The 17,814-nt window shown below is 71.8% G+C and carries 18 protein-coding genes; 14 read left to right on the forward strand and 4 right to left on the reverse strand.

Features of this window, described 5'->3' with window-relative positions; translation table 11 throughout:
- Nucleotides 1-9 precede the first annotated feature (9 nt).
- The 8 genes from ABC270_RS02890 (at nucleotide 10) to ABC270_RS02925 (ending at nucleotide 7,678) form a co-directional block, all read left to right on the forward strand.
- A complete protein-coding gene (locus ABC270_RS02890; protein ID WP_412879416.1) occupies nucleotides 10-732 on the forward strand; it encodes an SDR family oxidoreductase in 723 nt (240 codons plus the stop codon).
- Complete coding sequence (locus tag ABC270_RS02895; protein ID WP_412879417.1) at nucleotides 729-1,370, forward strand: FadR/GntR family transcriptional regulator; 642 nt, start codon at nucleotides 729-731, stop codon at nucleotides 1,368-1,370. The genes ABC270_RS02890 and ABC270_RS02895 overlap by 4 nt, the downstream gene beginning before the upstream one ends.
- Nucleotides 1,371-1,419: 49 nt before the next feature.
- Nucleotides 1,420-2,301: an SMP-30/gluconolactonase/LRE family protein gene (locus ABC270_RS02900; protein ID WP_412879418.1), complete on the forward strand. Its 882-nt coding sequence runs from the start codon at nucleotides 1,420-1,422 to the stop codon at nucleotides 2,299-2,301.
- Between the two features lie 71 nt (nucleotides 2,302-2,372).
- Entirely contained in the window at nucleotides 2,373-3,512 is a 1,140-nt protein-coding gene (locus ABC270_RS02905) for a glycosyltransferase (protein ID WP_412879419.1), read from the forward strand.
- Nucleotides 3,509-4,570, forward strand: coding sequence for a glycosyltransferase (locus ABC270_RS02910; protein ID WP_412879420.1), 1,062 nt, complete (start codon nucleotides 3,509-3,511; stop codon nucleotides 4,568-4,570). The genes ABC270_RS02905 and ABC270_RS02910 overlap by 4 nt, the downstream gene beginning before the upstream one ends.
- Entirely contained in the window at nucleotides 4,567-5,532 is a 966-nt protein-coding gene (locus tag ABC270_RS02915) for a glycosyltransferase family protein (RefSeq protein ID WP_412879421.1), read from the forward strand. Before ABC270_RS02910 ends, ABC270_RS02915 begins: the two co-directional genes overlap by 4 nt.
- Before the next feature lie 7 nt (nucleotides 5,533-5,539).
- Entirely contained in the window at nucleotides 5,540-6,691 is a 1,152-nt protein-coding gene (gene rlmC, locus ABC270_RS02920) for a 23S rRNA (uracil(747)-C(5))-methyltransferase RlmC (RefSeq protein WP_412879422.1), read from the forward strand.
- 300 nt (nucleotides 6,692-6,991) lie between these two features.
- Nucleotides 6,992-7,678 carry a transglycosylase family protein gene (locus ABC270_RS02925; RefSeq protein WP_412879423.1) on the forward strand — a complete coding sequence of 229 codons (687 nt, stop codon included), beginning with the start codon at nucleotides 6,992-6,994 and terminating at the stop codon, nucleotides 7,676-7,678.
- A gap of 64 nt (nucleotides 7,679-7,742) precedes the next feature.
- On the opposite strand, the gene ABC270_RS02930 is transcribed toward ABC270_RS02925, so the two are convergent.
- Together ABC270_RS02930 and ABC270_RS02935 are read right to left on the reverse strand one after the other, a co-directional pair.
- Entirely contained in the window at nucleotides 7,743-8,780 is a 1,038-nt protein-coding gene (locus tag ABC270_RS02930; protein ID WP_412879424.1) for an LCP family protein, read from the reverse strand.
- A gap of 71 nt (nucleotides 8,781-8,851) precedes the next feature.
- Nucleotides 8,852-9,256: a MarR family winged helix-turn-helix transcriptional regulator gene (locus ABC270_RS02935; protein ID WP_412879425.1), complete on the reverse strand. Its 405-nt coding sequence runs from the start codon at nucleotides 9,254-9,256 to the stop codon at nucleotides 8,852-8,854.
- A 70-nt stretch (nucleotides 9,257-9,326) separates the two neighbouring features.
- Between ABC270_RS02935 and ABC270_RS02940 the strand changes: the two genes are divergently transcribed.
- The 3 genes from ABC270_RS02940 (at nucleotide 9,327) to ABC270_RS02950 (ending at nucleotide 13,815) form a co-directional block, all read left to right on the forward strand.
- The gene (locus ABC270_RS02940; RefSeq protein ID WP_412879426.1) at nucleotides 9,327-11,471 is read left to right on the forward strand and encodes an MMPL family transporter; all 2,145 of its coding nucleotides are present in this window, start codon (nucleotides 9,327-9,329) and stop codon (nucleotides 11,469-11,471) included.
- 12 nt (nucleotides 11,472-11,483) lie between these two features.
- Nucleotides 11,484-12,137, forward strand: coding sequence for a GntR family transcriptional regulator (locus tag ABC270_RS02945; RefSeq protein WP_412879427.1), 654 nt, complete (start codon nucleotides 11,484-11,486; stop codon nucleotides 12,135-12,137).
- A 148-nt stretch (nucleotides 12,138-12,285) separates the two neighbouring features.
- Complete coding sequence (locus tag ABC270_RS02950) at nucleotides 12,286-13,815, forward strand: LCP family protein (protein WP_412879428.1); 1,530 nt, start codon at nucleotides 12,286-12,288, stop codon at nucleotides 13,813-13,815.
- Nucleotides 13,816-13,830: 15 nt separating this feature from the next.
- On the opposite strand, the gene ABC270_RS02955 is transcribed toward ABC270_RS02950, so the two are convergent.
- On the reverse strand, nucleotides 13,831-14,391 hold the full coding sequence (locus tag ABC270_RS02955) for a TetR/AcrR family transcriptional regulator (protein ID WP_412879429.1): 561 nt from the start codon (nucleotides 14,389-14,391) through the stop codon (nucleotides 13,831-13,833).
- Nucleotides 14,392-14,515: 124 nt separating this feature from the next.
- Between ABC270_RS02955 and ABC270_RS02960 the strand changes: the two genes are divergently transcribed.
- Together ABC270_RS02960 and ABC270_RS02965 are read left to right on the forward strand one after the other, a co-directional pair.
- The gene (locus ABC270_RS02960; RefSeq protein WP_412879430.1) at nucleotides 14,516-15,085 is read left to right on the forward strand and encodes a sigma-70 family RNA polymerase sigma factor; all 570 of its coding nucleotides are present in this window, start codon (nucleotides 14,516-14,518) and stop codon (nucleotides 15,083-15,085) included.
- Between the two features lie 16 nt (nucleotides 15,086-15,101).
- Nucleotides 15,102-15,884 (forward strand): endonuclease/exonuclease/phosphatase family protein, encoded by a 783-nt coding sequence (locus tag ABC270_RS02965; RefSeq protein WP_412879431.1) that lies wholly within the window; start codon nucleotides 15,102-15,104, stop codon nucleotides 15,882-15,884.
- Between the two features lie 3 nt (nucleotides 15,885-15,887).
- On the opposite strand, the gene ABC270_RS02970 is transcribed toward ABC270_RS02965, so the two are convergent.
- Complete coding sequence (locus ABC270_RS02970; protein WP_412879432.1) at nucleotides 15,888-16,733, reverse strand: hypothetical protein; 846 nt, start codon at nucleotides 16,731-16,733, stop codon at nucleotides 15,888-15,890.
- Nucleotides 16,734-16,881: 148 nt separating this feature from the next.
- Between ABC270_RS02970 and ABC270_RS02975 the strand changes: the two genes are divergently transcribed.
- Complete coding sequence (locus tag ABC270_RS02975; protein WP_412879433.1) at nucleotides 16,882-17,781, forward strand: glucose 1-dehydrogenase; 900 nt, start codon at nucleotides 16,882-16,884, stop codon at nucleotides 17,779-17,781.
- Nucleotides 17,782-17,814: the final 33 nt, after the last annotated feature.

The following is a 17,814-nucleotide window of genomic DNA, read 5'->3' on the forward strand; positions in this document are numbered from 1 at the left end:
TATTCACCCATGACGGATGCACGGGTGCTCTGGATCACCGGCGGGGGGAGCGGCATGGGCGCGGCGGTGGCGGAGCGCGCGGCACGGGACGGCTGGACGGTGGTCCTCAGTGGACGTCGGGCCGACCGCCTCGACGCCGTCGCCGAGGCCGTGAACACGGCCGGCGGCAGCGCGGACGTCCTGCCGCTCGACACCGCCGACGTGGCGGCCGTCGCGTCCGCTCGCAACACCCTGCTCGCCCGGCACGGTCGGGTCGACGGACTCGTCCTCGCCGCCGGGCTGAACGCCCCCGAGCGCCGGTGGGACGACCAGTCGATGGCCGACTTCCGGGCGATCCTCGACACGAACCTGACCGGCGTGGTCGCCGTCGTGGACGCCGCGCTCCCGTCGCTCCGCGCCGCCGGCGGCACGGTGGTCGTGGTCTCGTCCTACGCCGGGTGGTCCTCCCAACCGGGCGCGGGCGTTGCGTACTCGGCGTCGAAGACCGCGCTCGGCTCCGTCGTCCGGACGCTCAACCAGCAGGGCGCCGAGCACGGAGTCCGGGCGACGCACCTCTGCCCCGGCGACGTCGCCACGGACTTCCTCGACCGCCGTCCCGTCGTCCCGGACGCCGCTGCGCGCGCGGTGATGCTCCAGCCCGACGACGTCGCCCGCGCCGTCTCGTTCGTGCTCGAGGCACCCGCTCACGTCCGCGTCGACGAGCTCGTCATCAGTCCGGTCGCGCAGCGGTGATCTACGAACGGGTCCTCGACGACCTCGGGTCGTCCGTCGTGCACGGCACGTTCGACCGCGACCCGGTGAGCATCGACGACCTCGTCACCCGCACGGGCGCCAGCCGCAGCATCGTGCGCGAGGCGGTCCGTGTCCTCGTCGGTCTTGGACTCCTCCGCGCACGGCGGCGGGTCGGCGTCGCGGCGCTCCCCGCCGCCGAGTGGGACGTGCTCGACCCGCGCGTGGTCGGGTGGCGACTCACGGGGCCGGACCGGCAGGCCGCGCTCGACGAACTGCGCGCGCTCCGCCGCGCCGTCGAACCGGTAGCGGCGGCGGCAGCTGCGGCCACCCGTGGCGACGTCGACGGCCTGGAGGCACTGCTCGCCTCCGCCGACCGTCTCGCCACCGCCACGGGTCCCGATGCCGCCGTCACGTTCCTCCAGGCCGACCGCGACCTGCACCGTCGCGTGCTGGACCGGTCCGGGAACGCGCTCTTCCGGCGCCTGCACGGCGTCGTCGAGCGCGCGCTCGACGAGCGTGCGGGGATCGCACCGGACGCGCACGACGTGCGCCTCCACGTCGTCCTCGCGCGCGCCGTCGCCGACGGCGACCCGACAGCAGCCCGGGCGGCGATGCAGGAGATCGTCGACCGCACGTGACCACCCGGCCGGTGCGATGCTGGCCACACCACCCACGCGAAGGAGCGTCATGGAGTTCACCGAGCTCGTCCCCGACCCGACCGCCGTCGAGCGGATCGCCACCGGGAGCACCTGGGCAGAGGGTCCGTGCTGGGTCCCCGCGTCCCGGACCCTGCGGTGGTCGGACATCCCGGGGGACCGGATCCTGCAGTGGCACGCGGACACCGGCGCCGTCGACACGTACGCCGAGGCGGTCGAGTTCACGAACGGACGGTTCCTCGACCGCGACGGCTCGGTGGTGCAGTGCTCCCACGGGCTCCGACGGGTCGAGCGCGACCGGGACGGCGACGTCGGCGTGATCGTGGACGGGTGGCACGGCCTGCGGCTCAACTCACCGAACGACGTCGTGGTCGCATCGGACGGAGCGGTCTGGTTCACGGACCCGGCGTACGGCATCACCCAGCCGCGCGAGGGGCACCCCGGTGTCCGGGAGTACGGCGACCACTGGGTGTTCCGGTGCGGTCCGGACGGCGACGACCTGCGACCGGTGGTCACCGACGCCGACGAACCGAACGGCCTCGCGTTCTCGCCGGACGAGCGGGTGCTCTACGTCGCCAGCTCCTCGGGGGAGCTCCCGCTGATCCGGGCGTACGACGTCGCGGTCGACGACGTCGGCGTCCGGGTGAAGAACGGGCGCGAGTTCGCACGCCTCGGTGCCGACGAGGGCATCCCCGACGGCATCCGGGTGGACGAGCACGGGAACGTGTGGTCCTCGTCGCACCGCGGCGTCGTCGTGTTCGACCCCGCGGGCCGACGGCTCGGCGAGGTCCCGGTGCCCGAGGTCGTCTCGAACCTCTGCTTCGGCGGCGACGACGGCACCGAACTGTTCCTCACCGCGACCTCGTCGATCTACCGCCTCCGGACCGGGACGAAGGACGCCGTCCTCCGCTGATCCGCGCTTCCCCGTGCTGATACTGCCGTGTAGAATATCATTGCAGTTGTCGGTCGAACGAGGGAGCAGCCGTGCCGAAGCGCGTCGCGATCATCGGGACCCGCGGGTACCCGTCGTACTACGGCGGGTTCGAGACCGCCGTCCGTCACGTGGCACCGGCGCTCGCCGACGCAGGGTGGGACGTCACCGTCTACGGGCGGCCCGGCCAGGAGCGCGCCGACGACCCGTCGCTCGACCCGCGCATCACCCGGCGCACCACCCGTGGGCTCGAGTCGCGGTCGCTCTCCACGCTGACCTACGGACTGTCGGCCGTGCTCGACACGATCCGCCGACGCCCGGACGTCGCCCTCGTCATGAACTGCGCGAACGGGTACTGGCTGCCGTTGCTCAAGCTCGCCGGCATCCCGACGGTGGTCAACGTCGACGGCATCGAGTGGGAGCGCGCGAAGTGGGGGCGGTTCGCGAAGGCGGTCTTCAAGACGGGTGCGCGGATGACCGCGTGGACCGCCGACCGTCTCGTCTTCGACGCCGACGCCATCGGCGCGTACTGGCGACGGGTGTTCGGGCGCGACGGCGTCGTGATCCCGTACGGCGGGACCGAAGCGCCCGCGCTCAGCCTGCACCCCGAGGACGCGCACCTCGCGGGGAGCCCGTTCGCGCTCGTCGTCGCCCGGTTCGTCCCCGAGAACACCGTGCCCGAGTTCCTCGTCGCTGCCGAGCGCATCGCCCAGCGCCACCCGGTCGTGATCGTCGGCTCGAGCGGGTACGGCGGTGACCTCGACCAGCACGCCCGACTGCTCGCCGACGCGGCCCCGGACGTGCACTGGCTCGGCCACGTCGCCGACGACGAGCGGCTCTTCGCGCTGTGGCAGCACGCCGGCGCCTACTTCCACGGGCACAGCGTCGGTGGGACGAACCCGGCGCTCGTCCAGGCGATGCACCTCGGAGCGCCGACCGTCGCCCGCGACACCGTCTTCAACCGGGAGGTCCTCGCCCGCACCGAGACCACCTTCGTGCAGCCCGAGCCGGACGCCATCGCCGACGCCGTCCTCGCGCTGCTCGACGACCCGGCCGAGCAGGAGCGTCTCGGACGGGCCGTGCGCGAGCGCGCGCGGGAGCACTACACGTGGCGTGCCGTCAGCGCCGGTTACGAGCGAGCGCTCGCCACGGAGGTCGGCGTTCCCGAGGGGATGACGGAGGTCGCAGCGTGAGCCCGGCGAGCATCCGTGTCGTCCCCGAACTGCGGGCAGCGCACATCGAGCGCCACCGCACCGGCACCGCCGCCGAGCTCCTCTACCTCGACACCAACTACGACCTCGCGGGAACCGAGCTCGCCGAGGGGATCCGCCGGACGACGCTCGTCGGTGCTCTCGGTCGTTTCCTGTCGACCGGGGCGAGCACCCTCGAGGTACCTGAGCCCCTGTGGGTGCGGTTCTGGCCGAAGCACGTCCTGCTCGCCGTCGGCTTCCGACTGGCGGGCGCGATCCGAGGTCGCCGACACAGTGTCGTGACGTACGCGATGGAGAACAACGAGGTCCGCACGCTCGTCGGCGGCCGACACGCAGTGCCCGCCTGGGTCGTCTCGGCGATCGCGTTGCTCGTCGGGGGCGTCGCGCGGTTGACCATCGACCGCATCTGGTTCGCGACGCCCGCCGCTCGTGCCGCCTACGCTCAGTTGCCGTTCATCGACTCCGTCGAGCACTCGGTCGGCTTGGAGCTCCCGGCAGCCGCGGCGGGCGTGGACCCGGCGGTGCCGGGAGCCTGCGTCTTCGTCGGCGTGCTCGAGGTCCGGAAGGGCGTCGACGTGCTCACGGCGGCTTGGGAGATCGTCGAGGAGCGCCGGACCGACGCGTTCCTCACGCTCATCGGCCCGGGGCCCGAGCGTGACCGGCTCCAGCGGTGGGCGGCGGAACGTCCACGCAGCCGTCGCGTCCTCGGGCAGCTGCCGCACCGCGCGACGAACGAGGAACTCGCTCGCGCATCGGTGCTCGTCGCTCCGTCGGTGCCGGACGGACGGTGGCGGGAGCAGGTCGGGCTGCCGGTCAAGGAGGCGCTCGCCGCGGGGCTCACCGTGGTGACGACCGACCAGACGGGGCTCGCGCCGTGGCTCGCCGAGCACGGGCACGGCGTCGTCCCGCCCGGAGACCCGCTTCGGCTCGCCGACGCGCTGCTCGCCGCGTTGGCCGCACCCCTCCCGCGTGACGCGGTTCGTGGGGCCCTCCCGGAGCGGGACGGTCGGATCGTCGCGGACGCTTGGCTGCACGCATGAGTGCCGCACGGATCGTCGTCGTCAACACCCTCGGAGGAGCACTGCACCACTACTCGGCGGCACTGGTGACGACGCTGGGCGGCCAGGCTCGTGGGGTCCGCCTCATCAGCGTCGACGAGCCGAGCGTCGCCGGGGGATCGGGGTTCGCCTGGATCGGGCGCACCGTGCGGGCGTTGGTCGAGGCCCGCCGCAGCGGTGGTCGCGTCGTCGTCACCTGGCCGGTCCTCGGGCACCTCGACCGGGTGCTCATGCGGGTCCTCCTCGGTGCACGGGCCGACGCGTCGGTCGTCGTGCACGATCCTCGGCCACTCGTCCACGCGCGTGGGTACGGCCGGGCGTCCAGGTGGGTGGGCCGCCGGTTCGGTCGTCAGGTCCGGATGATCGTGCACAGCGAGACCGCGCGGACCGATCTCCAGGAGGACTGCCCGGAGGACGTCGCGCTCCTCCTCCCGCACCCTGTCGCACCGCGCGCGTACGACGTGGGGCGTCCGGCGGTGGATGCGTGCACCATCCGCGTGCTCGGCCAGTACAAGCCCGACCGAGACCTCGAGCTGCTGGTGTGCCTCGCCGACCGTCTCCGAGGACGGTATCGACTGGAGGTGATCGGTCGTGGGTGGCCCGCCGTGGACGGTTGGGTGGTCCGTGACGCCTTCGTCGAGGAGGCCGCGCTCGACGAGCTGATCGCCGCGGCGGGCGTCGTGCTCGTGCCGTACCGCCGCTTCTACCAGTCCGGCGTCGCGATCCGGTCCCTCGAACTCGGCACGCCCGCCGTCGGACCGGCCGGATCGAGCATGACCGACCTCTACCCGGATGACCGGTACCTCGCCGGGGATCCGGTCGAGTCCTGGTGTGCCGCGATAGAACGAGCCGCTGCGGCACCCCGTGACGGTACCGCGGCGCTCGCGCGGGCCGCCGATGCGCGCGCACGGGAGGCCTGGCAGGGGGAGTACGCCGTATCCTGAGCCGGCCATGCAGTGCGACTACTTCGACCGCGGGGTGTGCCGATCGTGCACGCTCATGGGCCAGCCCTACGCCGACCAGGTCCTCGACAAGGAGATCCGGACCCGTGAGCTGCTCCACGACGCGGTGGACGCGGCGGGCGGTCCGGGTGCGGTGGCGTGGCTGCCGGCGATCACCAGCCCCGACTCCGGCTACCGGAACAAGGCGAAGATGGTCGTCGGGGGATCCGTGCAGCGACCCACGGTCGGGATCCTCGACCACCGGCAGCGCGGTGTCGATCTCCGGCACTGCGGCATCTGCACGCCCGGCATCCAGCGGGCGCTGCCGAACCTCGCGCAGTTCATCGCGGACGCCCGGCTGATCCCGTACGACGTCGCGGCCCGTCGGGGTGAGCTCAAGTTCGTGCTCGTCACCGAGTCACCCGACGGCGAACTCATGGTCCGGTTCGTGCTCCGGTCCGAGGGTCAGCTGCCCCGGCTCCGGGAGCACCTCGACGCGCTCCGGTCGGTCCTCCCGGAAGCCGTCGTCGTCACGGCGAACCTGCTTCCCGAACACAAGGCCGTCACCGAGGGTGACCGCGAGGTGGTGCTGACCGAGCAGGAGACCCTGCCGATGCGGATGGGCGCCGTCACGATGCACCTCCGCCCGCAGAGCTTCTTCCAGACGAACACCGCCGTGGCTGCGCAGCTCTACTCGCAGGCGTCCGCGTGGATCGACGAGGTAGACCCGGCGTCGATGTGGGACCTGTACTGCGGCGTCGGCGGGTTCGCACTGCACGCAGCCCGGCCCGGACGCGCGGTGACGGGCATCGAGACCAGCCGCGAGGCCGTCCGGTCCGCGGGGCAGTCCGCTCGGGAGGCCGGCCTGTCGGACGTCCGGTTCGCCGCGGACGACGCCACCGAGCACGCCCTCCGCGCGCGACCGGACGCGGTCCCGGAGCTCGTCGTCGTGAACCCGCCGCGACGCGGGATCGGCGCGACACTGTCCGATTGGCTCGAGCAGTCGACCGTCGGCCACGTCGTGTACTCGAGCTGCAACCCGGTCACCCTCGCGAAGGACCTGGCGCGCATGCCGTCCTTCCGGCTCGAGCGCGTCAGGGTGCTCGACATGTTCCCGCAGACCGACCACCTCGAAGCTGTGACGCTGCTCTCGCGGCGGTGATCCGAGCCTCCAGGCCGGTTTTCCCAGGGAATTGCCAAGTCACCCTTGTGGGGGACACGGCGTCCTGCGGTACGACGGCGATCGGCACGTACAGGAAGTGCCACGGGGTACATAGCATCGCTGGGTAGAACCGATTGTCTCGGTTTGATAACAGTCCGGACCCACCTATGGTGGCCCACCGAGGTGCCACCGGCGCGAGACCACTGCCCCCGGTGGCGCACCCCACAACGTGACCGCGAACGGTCGGGGTGGGCAGTGGACAGCCGGTCCTCCGGCGCGTGACCCCGGTGGAGCAATCACATGAAGAAGCTTTCCCGTACCCGCACCATCGTCGGTGGCCTCGCCTTCGCAGGCATCGCCGCGACGGGTGTCGGCCTCGCGGCTGCGCCCGCGAACGCAGCGTCCGGTTCGACCTGGGACGCGCTCGCACAGTGCGAGTCCGGTGGCAACTGGGCGATCAACACCGGCAACGGCTACTACGGCGGTCTGCAGTTCACCCTCGGCACCTGGCAGGCCAACGGCGGCTCCGGCAACCCGGCCTCGGCGAGCCGTTCGGCGCAGATCGCCGTCGCCGAGCGTGTCCTCGCGTCCCAGGGTTGGGGCGCGTGGCCCGCGTGCTCCGCGAAGCTCGGTCTGAGCGGCACCACCGGTGCGGCTCCGCAGGCCGCAGCCCCGGCTCCGGCGGAGCAGAGCACCACGCAGGCCGCTCCCCAGCAGGCGGCGCCGCAGCAGTCGGCGCCCCAGCAGTCGGCTCCGCAGCAGGCGGAGCCGAAGGCCACGACCGCCGCCCCGGCTGCGTCGAGCAAGCCGGCCCCGGTCAAGACGAGCGGCAAGACCTACAAGATCGCCTCCGGTGACACGCTCGACACGATCGCGACGAAGCTCGGCGTCACGGGCGGCTGGAAGCAGCTCTGGGCGGCGAACACGTCCACCATCGACGACCCGAACCTCATCTACGCGGGTCAGACCCTGCAGCTCCCGGCCTGATCGCCGCGAGCTCGTCCGACGGAACCCCCTCGACCGCGGTCGAGGGGGTTCCGTCGTCTGGCAGCTACTGCGGGGTCGCCTCGAGCCAGGTCGCCACGTCGTCGGAGCGCAGCGCCTGCGACAGCGACTGCACGGCGAGGCTGTCGACCGCGACGTACGACTGACCGTCCGGCGAGGTGCCCCCGCCGGCGGTCGGCATCGTGAAGGTGACGAGGTCGGACGACCGGACGCCGCGCAGCGACCAGCCGAGGTCGACCAGGGTCCGGAAGTCGAGTCCGGCATCGACCGAGAGGTACTCGCTCGTCGCCGCCACGAAGTCCTGGATGCGCCCGGGGTTCGTGATCGTGCCCTTCGAGAGCAGTCCGTCGACCACGCCGCGCATGAACGCCTGCTGGTTGCGGACGCGGGTGTGGTCGGCGTCGGCGAACGCGTACCGCTCTCGGACGAAGGTCAGTGCCGCGTCGCCGTCGAGGTGGTTCGGGCCCGCGGTGAAGGAGTGACCACGGGCTTCGAAGGCCTGCGGTGACCGCACCGTGACGCCTCCGAGCGCGTCCGTCATGCCCTCGAACCCGGCGAAGTCGATCTCGGCGACGTGGTCGATCCGACTGTCGAGCAGCTGTTCCACGGTCCGGACGACGAGCGGTACCCCGCCCCAGCTGTACGCGGCGTTGATCTTGGCCGTGCCGTGACCGGGGACGTCCACCCACGAGTCACGCATGATCGACATGAGGTGGACCGTCCGGCGGTCGGCGGAGACGTGCAGGAGCATCAGGGTGTCCGAACGCCCGCCGACCGCGCGGTCTCCGTCGGGGTCGAGTCCGACTCGCGAGTCCGAGCCGATCAGCAGGATGTTCTGCGCGCCCGCGGTGCCCTCCGGCCGCGGTCCGGCCGGGAAGGCGTCCGTGATCGTCGTCGTCCCGGCGTCGAAGGACCGAGCAAGGCCACCGATGAAGATGCTCGCGGTCACGGCGACGACCGCAGCGATCCCCACGAGCGAACCGATCGTCGCGACGAGTGCCACGAGGAACGGGCGTCGGCGACGCCGGTTCGTGGAGTGGGACACGGCTCGCTCGGCCGCGCGAGCGGCACGACGTTCTGACATGCGGACTCCCCGGGGGACAGGCCGGCCCTGATGCCGACCGAGCCAGCGTACCGCATTCCGTATATCAGTTGCTAGGGATTCGTTCGCGCGATGATGGCCGCGAGCGCGCCACGGAGTTGTTCGTCCTCCGGCAGGACCTCGCGCTCGATGTGCTTCGCCGTGTCCCAAGCGGCGCGACCGGCGTCGGTCACCGTCACGACCCTGCGTCGCCGATCGTCCGGGTGCGGGCTGCGTTCGACGAGGCCGTCACGCTCGAGGCGCTCGAGCGTGCGCGACATCGTCTGCGGCTGCACCCGGGCCGCTCGGGCGATCGTGTCCGCTCCGGTCGGGCCGGTCCGGATGAGGATGTCGATCGCGATGAGCCCGGCGTGGGGCAGCCCGATCTCGCGGAGGCGCTCGTCCCAGTCGCGTTCGACCCGTCGGGCGGCCGCGGCCAGCAGGCGACCCATGGGCCAGGCTGCGGGCTCGTCGTGCATGGATGCAGTCTACGGAGGCCGCATCGACACCAGATGATCAGCATGCTGACGATCCGTGTACGCTCGCACCGTGTCCCGCTTCCTCCGCATCGTGCTCCCCGCCGTCGTCATCGTCGCCTGGCTCGCCGTCGCCTCCGTCGGCGGACCGTACTTCGGCAAGATCGCCGACGTCTCGACGAACGACCAGACCTCGTTCCTGCCGGCATCGGCGGACGCCACGAAGGTGCAGGAGCGTGCCGCCGAGTTCCGGCAGGCGTCCGGGGCACCGGCGATCGTCGTGCTCGAGCGCGACGGTGGACTGACCCGGTCAGACCGCACCGCCGCCGCGCAGCTCGCCGACAGGCTCGGTGACCGCGACGACGTGCAGGGCGTGAGTCCTGTGATCCCGAGCGAGGACGGCGACGCCCTCGAGATCGTCGCGACGCTCGCGCAGTCCGCGGAGACCGGTGACGCGGTCGAGGCGATCCGCGCGGACGTCGACGACGCCCTCCCGTCCGGGTTGCGCGGGTACGTCACGGGACCGGCCGGGTTCACCGCCGACCTGACCGAGGCGTTCGCCGGCATCGACGGGCTCCTGCTCGGTGTGGCGCTGGCCGCGGTGTTCGTGATCCTCATCGTCGTGTACCGGTCGCCGCTCCTGCCCGTGCTCGTCCTCGGCACGGCGTCGTTCGCGCTCTGTGCCTCGATCCTCGTCGTGTACTGGCTCGCGAAGGCCGACGTCGTGACCGTCAACGGCCAGGTGCAGGGCATCCTCTCGATCCTGGTCATCGGCGCCGCGACCGACTACGCGCTGCTGCACACCGCGCGCTACCGCGAGGCACTCCGAGACCACCGGACCGGATGGGGTGCGACGAAGGCGGCCCTGCGCGGGAGTCTGGAACCGATCCTCGCGTCGGGTGGCACGGTCATCGTGGGCGTCCTCTGCCTGCTCTTCTCCGACCTCAACTCGAACAAGGCGCTCGGCCCGGTGGCGGCGATCGGCATCGCGTTCAGCCTGCTCGCGGCGCTCACGCTCCTCCCCGCGCTGCTGCTCGCCTTCCGGCGCGCGGCCTTCTGGCCGCTCCGGCCGGCGCATGGGTCCGCCCACCCCGTCGTGTCGGGTCCGGACGCGAAGGGGCTCTGGGCATCGGTCGGGAGGCTCGTGGCACGTCGGTCGCGGATCGTCTGGGTCGTGTGCACGGTCGGCCTCCTCGCCATGGGGGCGGGGCTGTTCGGCCTGCGGGCCGACGGCGTGCCACAGAGCGACCTCGTGATCGGGGCATCGCAGGCCCGCGACGGGCAGGACGTGCTCGCCGACCACTTCCCGGGCGGCTCCGGCAGCCCGGCGCAGGTCATCGGGAGCGCAGCCCGGCAGGACGAGCTGGTGCGGGCGATCACCGACGTCGACGGCGTGGACGGTGTGACCGCAGCGGCGAAGGACTCCCCGTCCGGCACCGTGCCGGTGAGCGCCGCGGGCGACGGCGGCGAGGGCAGCGGCACTGGCGGCGGGGGCTCGGGAGAGCCGACGGTGTCCCGGGGTGACGTCCTGCTCGAGGCCACGCTCGCCGACCCGGCGGACTCCGCTGCCGCCGAGCGGACCGTCCGCGAGCTCCGGACCGCCGTCGAGCGGGTCGACCCCGGCGCGATCGTCGGCGGGGTGACGGCGACCGCCCTCGACACCAACGACACCGGCATCCGTGACCGGTCCGTCATCATCCCGGTCGTCCTCGCCGTGATCCTCCTCATCCTCATGCTCCTGCTGCGGAGCATCGTCGCGCCGCTCGTCCTCATCGGCAGCGTGATCGTGTCGTTCGCGGCCGCGCTCGGCATCGGCGCGCTCGTGTTCGACCACGTGTTCCACTTCCCCGGGGCCGACCCGAGCGTGGTGCTGTACTCGTTCGTGTTCCTCGTGGCGCTCGGCGTCGACTACAACATCTTCCTGATGACCCGGGTGCGGGAGGAGGCCCTGCTGCACGGCCCGCGCGAGGGGGTGCTGCGCGGCCTCGGTGTCACCGGTGGCGTGATCACCTCTGCGGGCATCGTCCTCGCGGCGACCTTCGCGGCACTCGGCGTCATCCCGATCCTGTTCCTGGCGCAGATCGCGTTCGTCGTCGCCTTCGGGGTCCTGCTCGACACCGTGGTGGTCCGGTCCCTGCTCGTCCCGGCCCTGACGTACGAGCTCGGCCGTCGGGCGTGGTGGCCGTCGCGCCTCTCGCGCCCTGCCCATCACATGTGACACGCTGGGCACATGCCAGTGCCCTCGACCCAGCCCGCCGCCGAGCGGAAGCTCCTCCGCGACACCGTGCAGGACAAGATCCGCGACGCGATCATGGACGGCACCCTCGAACCCGGCGAGCGGCTGAACGACGACGACCTCATCGCCTGGCTCGGCGTCTCCCGCACCCCCATCCGTGAAGCACTGGCAGAACTCTCCCGGTCCGGGCTCATCGAGATGGCACCGAACCGGTACACCCGTGTGGCGGCGCCGACGAAGGACGAGCTCCTCGACGCCTACCGGACGCTCGGGGTGATCTACGGCGGCGTCGTTCGCCTCGCGGTCCCGCGCTTCACCGAGGCGCAGCGCAAGAAGGTCGTCAAGACCATCGACGACGTGATCGCGCGCTCGACGACGGGCAAGCAGGACGAGGTCGCCCGAGAGGGCGCGAACATCTACGCGATGTGGGTCGAGGCCTGCGGCAATGCCTCGCTCGCGGCCCTCTGCCGGTCCACGACCGACGGGCTGGCGTTCAAGCTGCGCGTGCCCGAGCTCGCCGAGCTCATCCCCGTCGACACGATCGTCCCCGAGCTCGAGAAGCTCAAGGCCGCGGTGCTGGCGAAGGACCCGATCGCGGCCGAGCTCGCGATGGAGGCCGTGCACCTCCTCCCCTCGCGCGAGCAGTAGCGAGGGCCGCGGACGCGACCGCCCGGCGGACGGGAGGCACGGCGCGGGCACGCACCGCGCCTCCCGTCCGCCCCGTGGTGACGGCCGTCCGGAGCGACCTGCCAGGCGTTCTCATGGCAGGTCCGAGCACTGCGGTTACCCTTTCCGGGTGAGCGATGCACCCGACGAGACGACCCGCCGCGCCCGTCGCGGCTCCGTGCCGCCCCGCCACGGGCGCCAGAAGCGGCGGCTGAGCGCCGTCTTCCCGGCGATCGCGGGTGTCGTCACCATGGCAGTCGCACTCAGCGGCGCGTACGCGTTCTACACGTACGACCAGCTCGCCGGCAGCGTCACGATCGTCAACGCGATCACCGGCAAGAAGGACACCAAGAACGACGTCGACGGCGAAGCGCAGAACATCCTGCTCGTCGGCGACGACCACCGGCCCGACAACGCGACCCCGGAACAGATGGCCGAGCTCAGCACGACGAGCGACGGCGGGGCGACCAACACGGACACGATGATCGTGCTCCACATCAACGCCGACGGCTCGCAGGCGACGATGATCTCCTTCCCCCGCGACTCGTACGTCGACATCCCGGGCGTCGGCAAGGGCAAGCTCAACAGCGCCTTCTACTACGGCACCCTCAACGGCGGGGGCGACACCGGCGGTGCGAAGCTGCTGATCAAGACGATCGAGGGCCTCAGCGGGCTGCAGATCGACCACTACGTCCGCGTCTCCCTGCTCGGCTTCTACCAGGTCGTCAAGGAACTCGGACCGGTCGACGTCTGCCTGAACAACGCGGTCAACGACCCGTACTCCGGCGTGAACCTGCCGAAGGGCAAGAGTTCGCTCGACGCCAAGCAGGCACTCTCGTTCGTCCGCCAGCGCCACGGCCTGCCGAACGGCGACCTCGACCGCAACGTCCGCCAGCAGTACTTCCTGTCCCAGGAGGCCCGGAAGGTCCTGTCCGCCGGCACCCTGCTCAACCCGGTCAAGCTCGGCAACATCCTCAAGGCGGTCGGCGGCTCGATCCAGACCGACACCGACCTGGTGTCGCTCGCGGCCCAGATGCGTGACCTCCGGCCCGGGAACATCCAGTCGGCGACGATCCCGACGCTCGGCACGCCGACGATCACCGTCAACGGCTCCGCGCTCTCGATCGTCCAGGTCGACGAGGTCGGTCTGCCCGCCTTCGTGCAGGGCCTCGTCGGCCAGCCGGAGGCCTACACCAAGGCCACGAGCGCCTCGCCCGCGAGCACGACGGTCACCGTGCTGAACGGCAGCGGGGTCACCGGGGCCGCGGCGGCCGCGAGCCAGAACCTCACCGCCCGCGGCTTCCAGGTCGGGACGCCCGGCTCCTCGGAGACCACCAAGGCCACGCAGGTCCAGTACCCGGACGGCATGGAGTCCCAGGCGAAGGCCGTCGCGGCGGTCACCCCGGGCGCGGTCGCCGTCCGGACGAACGACGTCACAGGCGTGACGCTCGTGCTCGGCTCCGACGGCAAGACCGTCTCCGCGCCGGCCCAGCCCGGATCGTCGGCCTCGACGCCGGCCGCCGGCGGGTCGGGTTCCTCCGGTGGATCGTCGTCCGGTGGCTCCTCCTCCAGCGACTCGTCGGCGAAGCCGAGCGGGGAGCCCTCGCCCAAGTCGACCGACGTGCACAACTACGGCAAGGCGAACGTCTGCATCAACTGACGCGCGCGTCCGGCGTCAGGCCGTGGTCGCGTGCCCCCGGATCGCCGCGATCGCGGCGTCCAGCCCGATGGCCAGTGGGCGCACGTCGCGGTGCACCTGCGCGAGGAGCAGGCCGCCCTGCAGCGCGACCATCACCCCGGTGGCGAGCGTCGCGGGGTCGGCGTCCGGTCCGAGCGCGCCGCGCTCCTGCATCACCGAGATCCCGCGCCGGAACAACTCCTCCCAGCGGGTGAAACCGGCCGCCACCAGGTCGCGTGCCGCGGTGTCCCGCTCGGCGACCTCGGTGCCGAGCGAGCCGAGCGGGCAACCACCGACACAGCCCCCTGCGTGCGCACCGTCCACCGTGCGGTCCCGCCACCGCGTCCAGGCGTCCCAGGTCGAGAAGTCGGCCTGATCGGCTCCCTGACGTGCCAGGACCGCATCGGCCTGCAGCTCGATCACGTCGTGGACGAGCCCGTCCTTGTCGGTGAAGTAGTGGTACAGCTGCGATCGACCGACACCCGCGGCAGCGCCGATGTCGTCGAGGGTGGTCCCCGCGACGCCGCGGGTCAGCATGAGGTCGGCTGCGGCCGCCACGATCCGAGAGCGGGTGCGCAGTCCCTTGGTGGTGCGGCGGCGAACGGTAGCGGGATCCGACGAGGGCACGGCCATACGCGGAGTGTACTTGTGAGTCCATTCTGCATCATGCAAAATATAGAATGTGAACGACGAACTCCTCGCCAAGCGCTCGCAGGAGTGCGACCTCATGCTCGCCGTGGCTGCCGGTGACCGTCGGGCCTTCACGGCACTGCACGAACGCTTCCGCCCGCTCGTCGAGCGGTACGTGCGTCACCAGTTGCACGACCCCAGCCAGGTGGAGGAGGTCGTGCAGGACGTCTTCCTCGAGATCTGGTTGATCGCCGAGCGGTACGACCCGCAGCACTCGGTCATCGCCTGGGTCCGGACGATCGCCCAACGCCGGGCCATCGACCGCGTGCGGAAGAGTCGCGCCGACCGGGAGCGCGATCTCCGGATCGGCGCCCGCGACCACGAGGCGATCGACCACTCCGCCGCGGAGCGCGCTGAGAGCGTCCTCGACCGCGCGGCCCTGCGCCGCAGCATCGCAGGTCTGCCTCCGAGGCAGCGCGAGGCGGTCGTGCTCCGGCACCTCGTGGGACTGTCCGGACCGGAGCTGGCCACCGAACTCGGCGTCCCGGTGGGGACCGCCAAGACGCGGGCTCGCGACGGGGTCATCGCGCTGCGGAGGGCCATGGCCCCGGAACCGGCGTGATCGGTAGGTTCGACGGGTGAGCAACGCCGAGCGTCCGATCACCCTGATGACCTACAACGTCAAGAACCCAGACCCCGCACACGACTGGCCCGCCCGTCTGCCGGTGCTGCTGGAGGTCGTGCGACGCCACGATCCGGACGTCCTGTGCGTACAGGAGGCGTTCGACCACCAGATGGACGACCTCCGCGCGGGCCTGCCGGAGCACGGAGACGTCGGTCAGGGTCGCGAGGGCGGGACCGCGGGCGAACACGCCGCCGTGTTCTTCCGACGCGACCGACTCCGTCCCGTCGAGCAGGGGTCGTTCTGGCTCTCGGACACCCCGGACGAGCCGGTGTCCAACACCTGGGGGAGCGTCTTCCCCCGCATCGCCAACCACGCGCGGTTCCTGGACGTCGACGGCGGAGCGTTCACGCTCGTGACGACGCACCTCGACCACGAGGAGGGCCCGCACGGCGACGAGGTCCGGGCGAAGAGCGCGGCGTTGATCGCGGAGCGGACGGCGGCTGTCGACGGACCGGTCGTCATCGCGGGGGACTGCAACGAACCCGCAGGCGCCGGTCGGGCGTCCCGGGTCCTCGGCGCTGCGGGTTACACGGATGCATGGGAGGCCGGTGGTGACCCGGACGACCGCACCGCGACGTTCAACGACTGGCAGCCGCCGGTGGCGTCGGGTGAGCGCATCGACTGGATCTGGACGCGGGGTGTGCGCGCCGTCGAACGGGTCGTGATCGACCACGACGGTCCGGAGACGTGGTTCGCGAGCGACCACTTCCCGGTCGTCGCGACGATCCGCGTGTGAGGCTCAGCAGCCGCCCGTCGCGTTGATCGGCATCGGTGATCCGAGCACGGTCACGGTGGTGTCGTCGGTCAGTGCGGAGACGCCGTTCCGGCCGGAGACCTCGGGGTCGGTGTCGTCGCCCACGGTGTCCCCGGCGGTCGACGCCGGCACCCGGCGGTCGTCGCTCGACCGGGAGTCGGTGCTGCGGGTGTCGGAGGCGTGCTCGCCGTCGTCCCAGCCGTGCTGCAGGAGCACCTGCCACGCGGAAGGGGCGTCCGAGTCGTCCGAGCCGAAGGACATCCGGTCCTCCGGGGCGGCCCGCTCGATGCGCCGCTCGACGTCGTCGCCGACCTGCACGCCGTGCGGGCCGGACAGCTCGACCATCGACCCGCTGCGGGAGCGCACCTCGTCGCGGAGGATGCGGATCTCGACGGCGTTGCCGAGCTCGGCGGGGGTGGTCAGCGCGGCGACGCGGATCGCACCGCCCCAGGTGTAGGTCGTACCGGCGGGGAAGCACGCCCCGCCGTCGCCCTCGGCGGTCTGGGTGCGCGACGGAGTCCCGAGGAGCCGGTTGAGCACGTTCACGGTCGAGCGGGCATCGCGCATCGACAGGTCGACGACGGCGCGGTGGTCTCGCTCGAGGACGAGCGACTCCGCGTGGAGCTCGATGGCGTCGACACGCTTGAGCTTGCCGTTCGACACGGACGCCGCCGACACTGACGCCGTCGACGCGGACGTCGTCGACACGGACGCCGTCGACTCGGACGCCCGCACGAACTCCGCCGCCCCGGCAGGTGCGCCGGTCGCGAGCACGGTCGCCGAGGCGGCCAGCACGGCGGCGCCGAGCGCGAGGAAGGGGCGGGAGGTCACCACACGACCGTACGACCTCGGACCTCGATGGGCGACGGGTGTTACCGAATCGGTTCCGGGCCGTCACCTCCCCGTGACATTCCCGTGCGGCCGTCGGGGGACAGCGCCCTGGACGACGACGGACCCGGGCGTGCGTACCGTGCAGCGCATGACGGACCAGTACACGATGCAGGACCCGACCGCGATGTACGCGGACAAGAAGCCCGACGAGCAGTACCTGCCCGGCGCCGGCACCGACGAGGAGATGGCGCAGAACGTGCCGGCCGACCACGGTGAGGACACCTACCGCGGCTCCGGTCGTCTCGAGGGCCGGAAGGCGCTCGTCACGGGCGGGGACTCCGGGATCGGCGCCGCCGTCGCGATCGCGTACGCCCGCGAGGGCGCCGACGTCGCGATCGCCTACCTCCCCGAGGAGGAAGAGGACGCGCAGCGCATCGTCGGACTCATCGAGGCCGCCGGACGGACGGCCGTGGCGCTCCCCGGCGACATCACGTCGAAGGAGTGGTGCGAAGAACTCGTCGCGAAGGCCGTCGAGGGTCTCGGGGGTCTCGACATCGTCGTGAACAACGCCGGCAAGCAGCAGAACGTCGACTCGATCACGGACATCGAGGACGAGGAGTTCGACGAGACGTTCAAGACGAACGTCTACGCGACGTTCCGGATCACGAAGGCCGCCGTGCCGCACCTCGCGCCGGGGTCGACCATCATCAACACGACGTCGATCCAGGCGTACGCGCCGTCGCCCCACCTCGTGCACTACGCGGCGACCAAGGCGACCGTGAACAACCTCGCCAAGGGTCTCGCCGCCCAGCTCGCGCCGAAGGGCATCCGGGTGAACGCCGTCGCGCCCGGACCGATCTGGACGCCGCTGCAGCCCGCCGGCGGGCAGAAGCCCGAGGACCTGCCGAGCGCGGGTGAGCAGACCTACCTCGGCCGTTGGGGACAGCCCGCCGAACTCGCACCGGCGTACGTGTTCCTCGCCAGCGGCGAGTCGTCCTACGTCGTGGGTGAGACCCTCCACGTGGACGGCGGCATGCCGACGCCGTAGCGGCGACCACCTGACGGACGGGAGGAGCGGTGC

The sequence above is a fragment of the Curtobacterium phoenicis genome, assembly GCF_047238015.1.
In the GTDB taxonomy this organism is placed as follows: domain Bacteria; phylum Actinomycetota; class Actinomycetes; order Actinomycetales; family Microbacteriaceae; genus Curtobacterium.

Coding starts and splice junctions, on each gene's coding strand:
- ABC270_RS02890 (WP_412879416.1), top strand. CDS start 10: ATGACGGATGCACGGGTGCTCTGGATCACCGGCGGGGGGAGCGGCATG.
- ABC270_RS02900 (WP_412879418.1), top strand. CDS start 1,420: ATGGAGTTCACCGAGCTCGTCCCCGACCCGACCGCCGTCGAGCGGATC.
- ABC270_RS02915 (WP_412879421.1), top strand. CDS start 4,567: ATGAGTGCCGCACGGATCGTCGTCGTCAACACCCTCGGAGGAGCACTG.
- rlmC (WP_412879422.1), top strand. CDS start 5,540: ATGCAGTGCGACTACTTCGACCGCGGGGTGTGCCGATCGTGCACGCTC.
- ABC270_RS02925 (WP_412879423.1), top strand. CDS start 6,992: ATGAAGAAGCTTTCCCGTACCCGCACCATCGTCGGTGGCCTCGCCTTC.
- ABC270_RS02930 (WP_412879424.1), bottom strand. CDS start 8,780: ATGTCAGAACGTCGTGCCGCTCGCGCGGCCGAGCGAGCCGTGTCCCAC.
- ABC270_RS02935 (WP_412879425.1), bottom strand. CDS start 9,256: ATGCACGACGAGCCCGCAGCCTGGCCCATGGGTCGCCTGCTGGCCGCG.
- ABC270_RS02945 (WP_412879427.1), top strand. CDS start 11,484: ATGCCAGTGCCCTCGACCCAGCCCGCCGCCGAGCGGAAGCTCCTCCGC.
- ABC270_RS02975 (WP_412879433.1), top strand. CDS start 16,882: ATGACGGACCAGTACACGATGCAGGACCCGACCGCGATGTACGCGGAC.